Genomic DNA, 14,953 nt, shown 5'->3' with positions numbered 1-14,953 from the left:
ACTAAAAGCCCAAATTACTGCCCATAGACCTATATTGTTGATTTGTAGTTTTATTAACATAAAGTTGTATAAATAAACAATCTAATCATGAAGAAATGCTGACAATGTTAAGCTCTTAGCGGATAAAAGGAAGTGGGCATTGAGCAGAAAAAAGTCAACCGTCAAAAAATTACTTCTTATCTCCTCTGCTTCTCCATCCGGGTTCGCAGTCCCTTCCAATCGGCACAGCAGCCTAATGGACTACTCACTGCGCCCTACACCTATGTTGAAAAATGAGGATGTTTGTGTTAGTTAATCAATAATATATTCTTATACATTTTTATATATGTATCATCTCGAATCTATTAATCGACGGTCTTTTCTCCTTAGTATGGGTGGATTGGCAGTTTCACAACTATTAATTGGGTGCGGTAACAATAAGCAAGCACAACTCAATGTCCAATTATTGAAAGATTCTATTCCTGCTCAAGTAGTTGATAAATTTCGCAAGAATTTGCAGCAACAGGTGCAACTTAAGTTTGCTCCAGTTCCACATATCCAAGATGCTTTTAAGCAATTGCAAGCTTGGCAGCAAAAACCAAAAAGCAATGAAGATGCAGGATGGAGTCGCTTCATCCCATTTAGACAATCGCAAACTCCTACGTTAGCTAACTTGTTGACATTGGGAGATTATTGGCTGCAAACAGCAATTGAACAGCAATTAATTCAACCACTAGAACCAAAACAGTTAAAGAATTGGCCTGGTTTAGATTCTAGATGGCAAGAATTAGTGACACGCAACGACCAAGGTTTCCCAGATCCTCAAGGAAAGGTTTGGGCTGCGCCTTACCGTTGGGGTAGTACAGTTATGGTGTATAACCGAGAAAAGTTTCAAGCATTGGGATGGACACCGCAGGATTGGAGTGATTTGTGGCGGGACGAATTGCGATCGCATTTTTCTTTACTCAACCAACCCAGAGAAGTAATTGGTTTAGTTCTCAAGAAACTAGGCAAATCCTACAACACTACAAATCTAGACTCAGTTCCACAATTAGCAGCAGAACTTAAAGCCTTAAACCAACAGGTAAAATTCTACAGTTCTAATACCTACCTAGAACCTTTAATTATGGGCGATACTTGGTTGGCAGTTGGTTGGTCAAGTGACATAGTACCAATTTTAAGTCGTTATCCAAAACTGAGTATGGTTATTCCCTATTCTGGAACAGCTATTTGGTCAGATTTGTGGGTCAGTCCCAAGGGTGTAGGTAAGGACAATTTATCGTCGCAATGGATTGATTTTTGTTGGCAAACAAAGATTGCCAAGCAAATTGCTTTACAGACTAAAAGTAATTCTCCAATGGCTAAAGATATCGCCGCTTCTGATATTCAGCCATCATTCACCAGTTTGTTATTGAATAGTCGTGAAGTTTTCGACAAAAGTGAATTTTTGCTTCCTGTTTCACCAGAAACTAACAAACAGTATGAAAATTTATTTACCAAAATCAAAGCATAACTATGCAATGATTAAATGAATGGTATCTTTTTAAGTTTTTTTAACCGCAGAGGCACGCAGAGGTTAGCGAGAAGAAAGGCAGAGCTTTTGCCTAGTAAATTCACTACAAATTAATTAAATTTAGGTTGTAGCAAAATATTTCTTCAACCTCTTTATCCCTCAGATTTTTAAAGTTTTGGTGTGTGACTATACTATTGCTCTAGCGGTTTAAACCTAACTTATACTGAACATTCATCTGGATATTACAAGCAGTGGGATTAGTCGGAAATTTACAGGTATAGCTTGCCAATAAATCCCCTTGATAATTAAAAACCCGCAAATTATAATTGTCTTTTCTGGCTGTGTTACCCAAGCGATTCACAAACTCATAACGTTCTAGATAATCTAACAAACTCCAAATTTGTTGATTAACTACTAGGTCTACTCTACTAGGTTCAGCTTGAGTAGATGGATATGCTATCCAGTTATCCAATAACTTGTTCTCAGAAATTTCTTTTGCTAACCATAAACTAGGAGTAGTTAGTCCTGTTAATTTAATGGTATTGGCTGTCAATACACCGCCTTGGGGGTTATTAAGTAAATCTAGATTTAAAGGTGCATCTGAATATTTTGTAATTGATGAAGTCTCAGCTATTGACGGTAGAGTTGAGAAAAATAAAATTGGGCTGAGAGTTATGGTTAGTAATGATAGTATTTTGTGTCTAAGCATAGCTAAACTCACTCCTGTTTGAGTTAAATTCTAATAGCAATTATGCGAATTCTTCGATAATCTATTGTCCATATTCCCTGGTGATAAAGTTGTTCTTGCAGACTATTTTCCACTTCATAAATGACTTGGGTTTTTTGTTCGGAAGATAGACCGATAAAGAAATCATTAGCAAACATCCTTATCCAGTTTGCTAGACCTGCTTCTGTTTCCGATAGGGGAGTGGGACGGTTAAATAAGGTGGCATAGATTACATCAAATCCCTGTGCTTCTAATATAGTAACGTATTCCCCTATACTAGGAAAATACCAAGGGTTCAGTATTTGTGGTTGAGAAATACCATTGGCTGTTAATCCAAGATATAAAGCTGTAATAATTGCGCTAATATTCCCTTTTCCGCCAAATTCAGCTACAAATCGTCCTCCTGGTTTGAGTGCTTGATATATGCAACGTGTAGCAGTTTCCGGTGGTTTGATCCAATGGAGTGCTGCATTGGAAAAGACCGCATCTAATGGCTGTTCTACTAGAAAATTGCGGGCATCCGCGACATCAAAAGGCAGATGAGGATAGTTTTGTCTAGCTTTCTCAATCATCGTTACTGCACTATCAATTCCCCTGATGTTAGCTCCTAACTGGGCAATTTTTTCTGTCAGTTGTCCAGTTCCACAACCCAAATCTAGAATTAATTCTCCTGGCTGGGGATTGAGTAATTGCAGCAAGTCTGCGCCGTATTGCCAAACGAAGTTATGTTGATTTTCATAAAAAGCCGCATTCCAATAATTTTGGGATTTCACAAAATTATTCATAAGATTGTTAATTTTTTGATGACTGCTTAATCACAGGATATTCATGAGGCTGCACCGCCAGTGGCGTTGGCGCAGCCTCTCGTAGAGATGGCGTTCCGCCGACCGGAGGTCATCGCTATGATTTGGCGTGGCGTAAAAATGAGACTTCCCAAACTATATAAGTTTTTAGAGATAGTTCAGGAAGTTAATGAGGTATAGTAACTCCCTTTAGTTTTTGCTGGGGTAGCGTGGCGTAGTTATATTTTTTTGCTTAGGTAGGGTTTAATAGCAAGATAATTTCATCAAAGCAGATTATTAGTTTCCTGCCATTCGGCTAACCTGTACCAATGGTAATGGTTTGCGTTGAAGACTTTGAAAATGATCAATTTTTTGTAATTGAGAATTTGCAGTATTAAAGTTGCTTAAATTCAGCAAAACAATATCTTCATAGACTTTATCCTGCGGAATTTTTATTTCTAAAATTAATTCTTGTAAATTATGTTGAGCAATGGCAAGATTTAGATATTTTAGAAATGAGTCCCTTTTTTTAGAACGAACAGTGAGTAAATACCAATTACCACTAATAGGTTCTGGCAATGATGGCTCTATCGGTTGTACTGGGTGCATATTTTACGGCTGTGCTGGAGGTGAACTATCTGGGAATCTCAAAATTTATAAGAGATTTTTAGTTTAGCAAGTAAAGAATCTCTATTCAACTGTCCTGCAAAATAATATTTATTAGTTTCTATTATTAAATTTTTTTTGTAATTTTTGGTAATCGAACTCTAGATACAATTTGTTAACAGCATTTATAAATTAAGTAAGTCGTGGAGAAAATTTAGGTTCTTCCTGACGGGGTGACAAAGCGGCTGAAGCCATGTCAGTAGAGGAGTGTTACCGTTTTAGGGTAAAAAAAGATAGGTCAGTTATTGTCAACAAGACCTATCAAATGAAAATGATACCTAAATTCTACCAAAACTGCTTTGAAAAGGTACTGACACCGACACAGTACAAGATGCTAGAAATCTTAGTGATGCTGCTACAGTTTCATAAAACTGTGACGATAGAAAAGCTCTCATCAGTATTTCCGCAACCAATTTTATTTGAAAGTAGGTGCAGGAGTATAAAAAGATTTTTATCACTACCGCAGTTATCAATTGAGTACCTATGGTTTCCGCTCTTAAAACGATGGGTAAGAAATAGCTATATCCGAGAGAAGAAACAATTGATATTCACTATTGATAGAACCCATTTCTCCAAGGGTCTAAGAACAATTGTCACTATCGAGCGAAACATATCCATTACCCAATGCATAAATTCTTCACCTCTATATCCTCGATCGATCCAAAGAATGTTCAAGCGTTTTACTTGATTGGATTGCCTGTATCGTGAACTCGGTTGAGAACTTTTTTGGCTCCTTCACGTTCAGGAAGACTGGCAGAAGTTACCAACACCGGCAAAACCAGCCCTAACAGATCCACACTTAGATGTTGCTTGCGTCCATGTATCTTTTTACCTGCGTCATAGCCCACATCAATGGAAATCATCGTTGCGGTTTCCATTGATTGGCTGTCAACTGCGGCTTCTGATGGACTGGGTTCCCGTCCAGCAGCAACCCGAAACCACTGGTAAAGTTTGTCGTGAATCTTTAACCATGTACCATCTTTGCTCCATCGCCAAAAATAACCATAAACTGAGACGAGACCAGAAAGAAACTCTACTTTTCCATCATTACGTCTTGAGTACTACCCTCGAAGGGATATATACCTATGACTTCCAGTCGTTCGAGCTTGATGCAAGTTAAAAGTTCAGAAAAGATGTAAATTTTGTAACTAAATTTTATTTTTTTAAATACTTCGATACAACTCATAAATATTTTTGACTCATAGGATTTTTATTGGTAATAAAAATCAGAATTTCCACGGATATAAATCAAATTAACAATCTCTAAAATAGTTACATCTAATAAAAGCGTTTTGATGTTGGAGCATATAGTGAAGTGTAGCAATTAAATTTGAGTCGTGAAAAATTAACCGTAATTTATACTAGCTTGAGAACAATTTGTATCGTACATACTCAATTGCTGTATTTTTGCAGTGTTTTTAATTAACCTATTTTTTTATGATCAAATTAATTTTGTGACATTACAAAACATAAAAAGATAAAAATCTACTATTTAAAACAGTAGCCTCAATAAATTTATCAATATTAAAAAGCTTTCTCAGGGTATCTGAATAGATAAGCTATTGAAAAAGCTGGCTTGTGAATTAAAACACACAGTATGAACACCTGGAACTGATGGTATCAAATAACATTTTAGATGAATTTAAAAACTGCACTCAACTGCAATATAACGGGCAGTTGATTCTTAGTAGTCCAAAAGAACATCAATGGACTTTCTACTATCGATTAGGACGGATAGTTTGGGCGGCAGGAGGAACGCATCCTTTTCGGCGATGGCGTAGACTTATGGCTCAACATTGCCCGCAAATTGATGTCGATAAAATTCAGTTACGTAAGCAAGACGTAGCAACTAATTACTGGGACTATCGTCTTTTGGAAGTTTTGTATAAAAAACAAAAAATTCAAAGAGAACAAATTCACGCTATTGTAGAAAATACTTTAGCAGAACTTTTATTTGACCTAGCCCAGCAAACAAAGTTTGTTGCAGTCAAGTGCGATCGCAATCAAGGGGTGATCCTAGAAACACCCATGAGTTTTACTAGTGCAGATGTGTCGATGAAACAAATGCAAGACTCATGGAATGTTTGGACACAAGCTGGTTTAGCAAATGTTTTTCCTGACTTAGCACCAGTCATTAGAAGACCAGAACAACTACAGGCTCTAGTCAGTCCGCCAGTATACAAAAACTTTGTAAATTTGATTAATGGCAAGCTGACACTGCGAGAGTTAGCCGCCAAAATGAAGCAAAATGTCTTGCCTGTTTCTCGTTCCTTGCTTCCTTATGTCCTCAAAGGCATCATCGAATTAGTAGAAGTAACCGATTTACCTTTAGTTTTGACAGAACCTGCAAATAACTCTATATCTGCACAGCCAAAAAAAGCTTACGCTCCATTGGTAGCTTGCGTAGATGATAGCCCTCAAGTCTGTAAAATGCTGGAGGAGATTATTACCTCACACGGACTGAGGTTTATCAAAATTCAAGATGCTGTACAGGCTTTACCAATTCTGATTCAGGAGAAACCAGACCTGATTTTTTTAGACTTAATTATGCCTGTTGCTAGTGGTTACGAAATCTGTACACAGTTGCGACGAATTTCTACTTTTGCTAATACTCCTGTAATCATTTTAACGGGTAATGATGGCCTATTAGATAGAGTGCGCGCTAAAGTAGTCGGCTCTACGGATTTTCTCACTAAACCTGTGGCTATAGATAAAGTTATGAGCATTGTACATAAGTATTTGCCTATAACCTCTTCATCTACAGCCAAAAATAAATCCCATTTAGAGGTTTTTCAACAAGGTATGGCTTGAGTTATAAGCAAAGCAGCATTGGAATTGGCTTGAGCATATTTTCAGGCTTAAATTATGCTTTGGATTTTTAAATGATTTTATTGCGAAAAATAATATCAGATTCGTAATTAGTTATGTTTCCAACAGTCATGGAATTCCACCCCATCCTCGTGACTGGGGTGGAGTTCTGCGGGTTTCATACACAATTAATTAGAAATGATATAACAATAAAAAATGTAACATTAGGTAGTTTTTCTGAGCCAGATTTAGCAGTAAACAACCACAATAACAACAAACTAAAATCCTAGTTGTGTCTGGCTTAAATGACCATTTAATTTATATTGGCTAAGTTATCAAAATTTACAAAGGGATACTATGGCTACTGTTTTAGTTATTGAAGATGGCTTGACTGATATGGAAATCCTCACCCGTTATTTACAACAGGCAGGTTGTTCTGTCATTAGTGCGACAAGCAGCGAAGAAGCTCAAATCAAAATGGATAATAATAGGCCAGATTTAATCTTTCTAGATGTAATTTTGCCCGGTAAAAGTGGCTTTGAAATTTGTCGAGAACTGAAAAATAACCCTGATACCAGCAAAATACCCGTAGTGTTTTGTTCTACTAAAAATAGTGATGTAGATAAAATTTGGGGAAATATGCTAGGTGCAGAAGCTTATCTTTCTAAACCAATCAATCAGGAAGAGTTAGCATTAACACTAAAAAAATTTTTTAATTAAGCATTGTAATCAAAGGATTAATCATCTTGGAGAAGCCGCAAAAATTTTTAAGTTTTAATTTGGGAGTTCGAGATACAGCAGTAATTTCCTTGGAGCAGATCACAGAGGTTTTGCAAATATCTTTGGGGGATATATGTGGTGTGCCTCAAATGTCTAGTTATATTTTGGGTGTTTATAACTGGCGTGATGAAATGCTGTGGTTAGTTGATTTAGATGAGATGCTCGGTTATCCCCCATTGTCACAAACAGCAAATATGCTGGTTAAAATGATGGCAATTGTACTAGAAGAAAATGGTAAATATTTAGGTTTATTAGTAAGGCAGTTGATGGATATTGAGTGGCTATATATTCACCAAATGAAAGCTCCATCTACGGAATTATTCTCTCCATCAATATCACCTTTCTTACAAGGATATTTTATTAATGATGATGAGAAAATGATGTTCAATCTTGACGCTGAGGCTATTATTCATTCTCCTGTGTGGACTAATCATAATTAAATACAAGGGAATAGCAACAAATCAAGTCAAAAGTCAAACTTGTACTCCTAGGTTGTTCGCGGTAGCAAAGCAATCTACGCGCTAACTGTACAAGTGAAGAACTCCTAGGGATTGAGGATGGAGGCTGGGTTATCATTCGGAAATTGCGGGATAGCTTGTATAATTCAGTCCATAATAATTTATTAAATTCATAGTTTATTTGAGGTTGAAAAATGGCAATAACGTATCATAAAAATCATGGAAATGAGCCTTCACTAACTAAAGTAGAATCAATAGAAAGTACAAAAGAAAATGTTGATTTAGATAATCAAGAAATATCTGATACGATCGCGCAGGAATTTAAAGCTTGGCGGCTACAGCTACAGGATATTATCACTCATATCCGGCAAGCATCTAATCTAGATACAGCATTAAAGGTAACTGTTGCTAAAGTTAGAGAGAAAATTAGCTGCGATCGCGCCTTAATTTATCAATTTAACTCTGCCGATGCTGGCATAGTTTTGGCAGAATCGAGAAACTTGGGTTGGACTCCTACTTTGGGTGAAATTCTTCCAGGTATTATGTTTGGTTTACATACCAATTATGACTATGTAGAACCCGTAGCAATTGAGGATGTTAATCAAGTACAACTAACTCCCTATCAAAAACAACTGTTAGATAAATTTCAAATTAGAGATAGTTTAAGTTTACCTATTATCGTCGCTGGTAAAGTTTGGGGACTACTGGCTGTTAATAGTTGTACTTATTCTAGGCAATGGCAAGAAGCAGAAATCACCTTGCTATCTCAAGTTATAACAGAATTAACCTACAAGTTGCAGACATTTGAATTTCATCGAGAATTGCAACTACATACCCAGTCTAAACAATCATTAGGCAAGGTCATCGATAAGATTTTGCGGACATCAAACATTGATAAAATATTTCAAACCACTACTCAAGAAGTCCGCCAATTATTGAAATGCGATCGCGTAGGTCTTTACCGCTTCTACCCTGACTGGGGTGGGGAATTTGTGGCTGAATCTGTAGGTCATGGTTGGGTAAAACTAGTAGGGCCAGGGATTAAAACAACTTGGGAAGATAGCTACCTCCAAGAAACACAAGGAGGACGTTACCGCAATCAAGAAAACTTTGTAGTTAACGATATATACAAAACCACTCATGCTCCCTGTCATTTAGAGATTTTAGAACGATTTGAAGCCAAAGCTTATATGATCGTTCCTGTATTTACCGGGGAAAATTTATGGGGTTTATTGGCAGCTTATCAAAACTCTGGTTCTCGTGAGTGGCAATCCTGGGAAGTTGACTTTTTGAGTCAGATTGGCTTGCAATTTGGTGTTGCCATTGCTCATGCAGAATACTTAGAAAAGATGCGGATGCAATCTGAACAACTGATGCAAATTGCGGAAAAAGAAAAAGCCTTCACCAAGATAGTTAACCGCATTCGTCAAGCCCAAGATGTAGATAGTATCTTTAGAGCTACTACCCAAGAAGTCCGCCAGTCCCTAAGATGCGATCGCGTAGTTGTTTATCAGTTTACGCCAGACTGGGGTGGTTTGTTTGTGGCTGAATCAGTTGGTCAAGGTTGGACAAAATTAGTCGGGTCTGATCTCAAAACTGTTCTCAACGATACCAATCTCCAAGATAATCACGGAGGTCGATATATTAGGGGGGAACACTCCATCGTCAATGACATCTATAAAGCAGGTTTTAATTCTTGTCATATTGACATATTGGAAACATTTCAAGCCAAAGCTTACATCATAGTACCCATCTTTTTCGACGAAAAATTATGGGGCTTATTAGCAGTTTATCAAAACTCTGGATCTCGTGTATGGCAATCATGGGAAGTTGATTTTCTAACTCAAATTGCTGGACAATTTAGCCTAGCTAAATCACAGTTAGACTATCTAGAAGAAGTGCAGATCAAAACTGAAAAATTAACTCAGATTGCCGAACAAGAAAAAGCCTTTACTAAAATAGTCAACCGTATCCGCCAAGCTTTAGATTTAGAAGAAATTTTCAAGATTAGTACCCAAGAAGTCCGGCAATTATTGAAATGCGATCGCGTTGTTATTTATCGCTTCAATCCAGATTGGGGTGGGGTATTTGTCGCTGAGTCGGTTGGTCATAATTGGGTCAAATTAGTTAGCCCCGATAACCAAACAGTTTGGGAAGATACCTGCATCCAAGAAACTCAAGGGGGTCGATTTATTAAAGGTGAAAACTGTGTTGTTAATGATATCTATCAAGCTGGTTATGCTGCCTGTCACTTGGAGATTTTAGAGCAGTTTGAAGTCAAATCTCATGTCATCGTTCCTATTTTCTTTGGTGAAAAATTATGGGGACTATTGGCAGCCTATCAAAATTCTGCTCCCCGTGATTGGGAAGAATCACAAGTTACCTTGTTAGCCAGAATTGGCGACCAACTAGGACTAGCATTACAACAAACCGAATACTTGCAAAAACTCCAGACGCAATCTACCCAACTTGCAGAAGCAGCCGCACGGGATAAAGCAGCCAAGGAATTACTGCAACAGCGTTCTATTCAACTACTGATGGCCGTCAGACCGGCTCTCAACGGTGATTTAACAGTACGTGCGCCCATTACAGAAGATGAATTAGGCACAATCGCTGATGCTTACAACAATACCCTACAAGCACTGCGGCAAATCGTACTGCAAGTACAGACATCTGCTGGCAAAGTTGCCCAAACTTCTAGTACAAGTAATACTTCCCTAGCAGGGTTGAATAATTTAGCCCAACAACAGTCTGACGAAATTAATCTGGCTTTGAGTGAGATTCAACAGATGCTCAATGCTACCCAAGCCGTGGTAACTAGTGCAGAGTTAGTGCAAGTAGCAGTTAAACAAGCCAACCAAACTGTTGAGTCTGGTGATGCAGCCATGAACCAGACAGTGCAAGCCATCCAAGCAATTCGTGAAACTGTAGCTCAAACCAGCAAAAAGATTAAACGCCTAGGTGAGTCTTCCCAGAAAATTTCTAAAGTAGTGAATTTGATTAGCAACTTTGCAACTCAGACAAACGTACTAGCTTTGAATGCTGCCATTGAAGCCACACGCGCCGGGGAATACGGTAAAGGCTTCGCAGTGGTAGCCGATGAAGTCCGTTCCTTGTCTCGCCAATCAGCCGCCGCCACCATTGAAATTGAAAAATTAGTCCAGGAGATTCAAGAGGAAACTGGAGAAGTGGCGGTAGCAATGGAAGCTGGGATTCAGCAGGTAGTAGAAGGCACAAACTTTGTCAATCAAACTAGGCAAAACTTAAATGCGATCGTTTCTGCAACTGCGGAAATTAGTCAATTAATTCACCAGATTACTGATGCGACACAAAAGCAAATGGGGCAATCGGTAACTGTCACTAATTCCATGAAAGATGTAGCAGAAATTGCTAACAAAACTTTTGGCGAATCCCAAGAAATTGCTGCTGTATTTCAGGATTTATCGAATATGGCACAAGATTTATTAACAACCGCTAGTAAGTTTAAAGTGAGTTAAATAGTAGGGAATAGGGAATAGGAAGAGTAGAGGGTGAAAAGTTTTTAATATTACCCATTCCCAATTCCTCATGTCCCATTCCCAATTCCCCATCACCTACTCCCCTATATTATGATTACCGACATTGAAATTCGTGAACAGGGCTATATTTATTTTCTAGCAGAAGCCCCTGAATTACTAAAAGTTGTTGAACAAGAACTGTTAAGTTTATCGGAAAGTCATAGCACAGCTAAAGTGCATAACTTAATGCGGGCAACTCATACAATTAAAGGGGGGGCTGCTACCATTGGGCTAGAATTAATTAATAAGATATCACATTCTCTAGAGGATATATTTAAATCTCTATATAGTCCGGATATTCTTATAGATTTTGAATTACATACACTCTTATATCAAGCTTACGAATGCTTAAAATTAGCACTAAATTCAGAGATAAATAATAGTGTAATTAATGATCAAGAACTTTTACAAAGAGCAAATTTCATATTCATACAAATTCAAGCAAAACTGGGTGATCATTTCGGGAAAGATACTTATATTCCCACATCTCAAGAATTAGGGTTTGATATTGTCCAGTCTATTTTTGAATCTGGAGTAAAACAACGTTTAGAAAATATTCGTGATGCTATTGGGAATATAACAGATAATATTGAATTTATTGACTTTTTGACTTCTCAAGCTGAAGTCTTTATTGGTTTGTCTGAATCTTTAAATTTACCCGGTTTTGAGGAAATTTCTCAGACGATTTTAGCAGCATTAAAAACTAATCCAAGTCAAGTGCGTCAGATTGCAGAAATTGCTCTAGTTGATTTACAGCAAGCACAAACAGATGTATTAGCAGGCGATCGCACTCGTGGCGGTAGCCCTTCCACTGCTTTATTAAACCTGATAATTACAACAACAGATCAGTTATCTACAGCAATAAAAACACCTGCTAAGGAATTAATTTATACTGAATTTTTAGATATAGAAAATGAGTTTTACCAATTCTTAATTACATCAGAAAACAATACAAATCAGGGTATTAAACCAGAAACTGCTAAGTTTTATTTAAAAGTAATTCACTACATATTTGGCTGGTTTAATCATGAAATGGAAATTCCAGGATCAGAAATGGATATAGATATATTAATTTCCAATCATGAAAATGAAAATTACTTGAATTATGTTGACAATTGGTTAAATAAATTTTTAGAATTTATCCGCAATGATGATGATAGCGAAAGTCTTTGTCTTTATCGTCAAGGAATGATTTTAATTATTCTTTTTGCGGTTGCCAAATTTCAGTATTCTCGTAAAAAAACTGATAATCGTATATTTTTTATAAAAGCACTACAAAATAAGATTAGCTTATTGGCTACAGAATATAAAAAACATCCTCCTGTAACTCCGCAAGAAAAAGATTGGTCTGATAGTCTAAAACTACAAAAATTACTGGTTATTAAACCTATAAAAAAACCAAATAATGCTGTAGAATCTAACCTTTTAGAATTAATTTGGGGAGGAGAAAACAACCAGGATTTAGCAGATGGATCAGTCAGTGATAAAATTCAACAAGACGATGAAATTCATGATAATGCCCAACCTGAAAAATATTTATCTGTTATTGACCAAGTAAATACAGATGATATTCCAGAAAATGTAATTGATGTTGTTAATAATAAAATAGAAGAAAAATCTCGAACTTCTCACAGTAAGAGAAATCAATCTAGTTCATTTATACGTGTAGATGTAGATAAACTCCAACGCATTAACTACTTGGCTGGAGAGTTATTAGTTTACCAAAAAAGACGAGCATTAAACGATGAACAAATTCAAGATATAATTGAGAGGCTATCTGAGCAACTGAGCAGACATCAAGAAACGTTAAATCAATTACGTGATTTGCCATTACAGATGCAAAGTGTAAAATCACATCATACACAAAATTTTGCATCTGTGAAATTTGATTCATTAGAAATGGATGTTTATACAGAATTCCATTTAACATTACACGAATCCATAGAAGAGACGCTGCAATTACAAGAGACTACCGAATCAATTGATTTACTCTTAAAACAAGCTAGCCAAATTAGTGATAAAAAACAAAGTTTAGCTTTAAATCTGCTAGATAATTTAGTCGAAGCTAGAATGTTACCACTAGGTAATATATTGAATCGCTTTCCCCAGATGGTTAAACAACTGGGTAATGTTTATCAAAAACAGGTGGAATTGCGACTCACAGGTACAGGATTACTAATAGATAAAGCGATCGCCGAAAAAATCTACGATCCCCTACTACAACTAGTACGTAATGCTTTTGATCACGGTATTGAACCGCCGCAAGTTCGCCGGGAACGAGGTAAAGCAGAAACAGGTGTCATCGAAATCTGCGCCTACCATCAAGGTAGTCAAACAGTGATTGAAGTCCGAGATGATGGACAAGGATTAAATTTAGACAAGATTCGCAAAAAAGCTGTTGAACTAAATTTGCATCCAGGAAATGCTCATTGGGATGAATCTGATTTGTTTGATGTCATGTTTGCACCCGGATTTTCCACTGTTGATCAGGTGAGTGAAATTTCTGGGCGGGGAATGGGATTAGATATTGTGCGTTCTCAACTGCAAACACTTAACGCCTCAATTTCAGTGCAATCTCAGCCCAATCAAGGTACAAATTTTATATTTAAAATTCCTTTTTCTATGACTACCGATCAATTAATGTTAGTTCAATCTGGTGGTGTTGTTTACGCTTTACTATTGGATAGTATCGAAAAAATTATTATTCCTACACCTCAACAAATCAAAGAATTTGAAGGTAAAAAAGTTTTGCATTGGCATAAAGACAATGATGAAACTATGGTTAGCCTTTATCAACTTTCAGATTTGATATCTTATAATGGTTCGTTATCTCCCAATATCATCGATAGAAATTTGCTAGCTGAACATAACACAGAAATCATGAATAATCCCGTGTTGTTGCTGAGGCACAAATACGGCGTGTTTGCGTTAGAAGTTGACCAAATTATTGGTGAGCAAGAACTAGTAATTAGACCTTTAGGAACTGCGATCGCTCCACCAAAATATATTTATGGTTGTAGTAGTTTGGCTAATGGTAATCTCATCTTAGTGATTGATGGAGCTTTGTTTCTCCAGTCTGTTGAGATGCAAGCTACACTAGATGTCGGCGCATTACCAGAAGCTAATTCTGCGAATAATTCATCCTTGCCAGTCTCAGATTCCACGCTCAAATCAATACCATTATTAGCTGCTTCTAAACCTACAAATCCAAACTCTATAGAAGAACCTCACCCCAATTTCCCAAGAGTAGTTCTAGTAGTAGATGATGCGATCAGTCTGCGACAAACTATCTCTTTAACCTTGCAAAAATCTGGTTATCAAGTAATACAAGCACAAAATGGCATAGAAGCTTTAGAACAGTTACAAAGGTATCCTCAAATTCAAGTTGTGATTTCGGATTTAGAAATGCCCCGCATGAATGGCTTTGAATTATTAAACCATATCCGAAATCACGCAAATTTGGCGAAATTACCTGTAGTCATTCTGACTTCCCGCAATGCCGACAAACATCGGCAACTTGCCCAAGAATTAGGCGCACAAGGTTACTTAACTAAGCCTTATTTAGAGCATGAGTTACTAGCTACAGTTGAACGATTAATCAATACAGAAAAAGAGAAATTAAACCAGTTTGTCACTGTGTAATTCAACAAATTTAATTCAATAGAATATAGAGAGCCGATTTC

Annotated in this window: 10 protein-coding genes; 6 read left to right on the top strand and 4 right to left on the bottom strand. The window is 37.0% G+C overall.

The window, feature by feature from the left end; all coding sequences use genetic code 11:
• The first annotated feature begins 325 nt into the window (after positions 1-325).
• The gene (locus VB693_RS17825) at positions 326-1,492 is read left to right on the top strand and encodes an extracellular solute-binding protein (RefSeq protein ID WP_323267420.1); all 1,167 of its coding nucleotides are present in this window, start codon (positions 326-328) and stop codon (positions 1,490-1,492) included.
• Positions 1,493-1,691: 199 nt separating this feature from the next.
• On the opposite strand, the gene VB693_RS17820 is transcribed toward VB693_RS17825, so the two are convergent.
• The 4 genes from VB693_RS17820 to VB693_RS17805 form a co-directional block, all read right to left on the bottom strand.
• Positions 1,692-2,201 (bottom strand): hypothetical protein, encoded by a 510-nt coding sequence (locus VB693_RS17820; protein WP_323267419.1) that lies wholly within the window; start codon positions 2,199-2,201, stop codon positions 1,692-1,694.
• 23 nt (positions 2,202-2,224) lie between these two features.
• Complete coding sequence (locus tag VB693_RS17815; protein ID WP_323267441.1) at positions 2,225-3,016, bottom strand: class I SAM-dependent methyltransferase; 792 nt, start codon at positions 3,014-3,016, stop codon at positions 2,225-2,227.
• Between the two features lie 282 nt (positions 3,017-3,298).
• Positions 3,299-3,610 carry a chromosome segregation ATPase gene (locus VB693_RS17810; protein ID WP_323267418.1) on the bottom strand — a complete coding sequence of 104 codons (312 nt, stop codon included), beginning with the start codon at positions 3,608-3,610 and terminating at the stop codon, positions 3,299-3,301.
• Between the two features lie 737 nt (positions 3,611-4,347).
• The gene (locus VB693_RS17805; RefSeq protein ID WP_323267417.1) at positions 4,348-4,545 is read right to left on the bottom strand and encodes a transposase; all 198 of its coding nucleotides are present in this window, start codon (positions 4,543-4,545) and stop codon (positions 4,348-4,350) included.
• A gap of 736 nt (positions 4,546-5,281) precedes the next feature.
• On the opposite strand from VB693_RS17805, the gene VB693_RS17800 reads away from it, so the two are divergent.
• The 5 genes from VB693_RS17800 (at position 5,282) to VB693_RS17780 (ending at position 14,912) form a co-directional block, all read left to right on the top strand.
• Positions 5,282-6,478: a response regulator gene (locus tag VB693_RS17800; protein WP_190702651.1), complete on the top strand. Its 1,197-nt coding sequence runs from the start codon at positions 5,282-5,284 to the stop codon at positions 6,476-6,478.
• 354 nt (positions 6,479-6,832) lie between these two features.
• Complete coding sequence (locus tag VB693_RS17795) at positions 6,833-7,195, top strand: response regulator transcription factor (RefSeq protein WP_190702649.1); 363 nt, start codon at positions 6,833-6,835, stop codon at positions 7,193-7,195.
• A gap of 26 nt (positions 7,196-7,221) precedes the next feature.
• On the top strand, positions 7,222-7,695 hold the full coding sequence (locus VB693_RS17790; protein WP_323267416.1) for a chemotaxis protein CheW: 474 nt from the start codon (positions 7,222-7,224) through the stop codon (positions 7,693-7,695).
• A gap of 212 nt (positions 7,696-7,907) precedes the next feature.
• On the top strand, positions 7,908-11,210 hold the full coding sequence (locus tag VB693_RS17785; protein ID WP_323267415.1) for a GAF domain-containing protein: 3,303 nt from the start codon (positions 7,908-7,910) through the stop codon (positions 11,208-11,210).
• Between the two features lie 111 nt (positions 11,211-11,321).
• Positions 11,322-14,912, top strand: coding sequence for a hybrid sensor histidine kinase/response regulator (locus tag VB693_RS17780; RefSeq protein WP_323267414.1), 3,591 nt, complete (start codon positions 11,322-11,324; stop codon positions 14,910-14,912).
• The last annotated feature ends 41 nt before the right edge of the window (positions 14,913-14,953 follow it).

It is taken from the genome of Anabaena sp. UHCC 0399 (assembly GCF_034931465.1).
Taxonomy (GTDB): Bacteria; Cyanobacteriota; Cyanobacteriia; order Cyanobacteriales; family Nostocaceae; genus Trichormus; species Trichormus minutissimus.
Note: the sequence above shows the minus strand (reverse complement) of the source record. Positions and strands in the feature narration are given on the sequence as shown.

Bases quoted from the DNA above. Each gene is read 5' to 3' on its own strand.
- VB693_RS17825 (WP_323267420.1), top strand. From the start codon at position 326: ATGTATCATCTCGAATCTATTAATCGACGGTCTTTTCTCCTTAGTATG.
- VB693_RS17820 (WP_323267419.1), bottom strand. From the start codon at position 2,201: ATGCTTAGACACAAAATACTATCATTACTAACCATAACTCTCAGCCCA.
- VB693_RS17810 (WP_323267418.1), bottom strand. From the start codon at position 3,610: ATGCACCCAGTACAACCGATAGAGCCATCATTGCCAGAACCTATTAGT.
- VB693_RS17805 (WP_323267417.1), bottom strand. From the start codon at position 4,545: ATGGAAACCGCAACGATGATTTCCATTGATGTGGGCTATGACGCAGGT.
- VB693_RS17800 (WP_190702651.1), top strand. From the start codon at position 5,282: ATGGTATCAAATAACATTTTAGATGAATTTAAAAACTGCACTCAACTG.
- VB693_RS17795 (WP_190702649.1), top strand. From the start codon at position 6,833: ATGGCTACTGTTTTAGTTATTGAAGATGGCTTGACTGATATGGAAATC.
- VB693_RS17785 (WP_323267415.1), top strand. From the start codon at position 7,908: ATGGCAATAACGTATCATAAAAATCATGGAAATGAGCCTTCACTAACT.
- VB693_RS17780 (WP_323267414.1), top strand. From the start codon at position 11,322: ATGATTACCGACATTGAAATTCGTGAACAGGGCTATATTTATTTTCTA.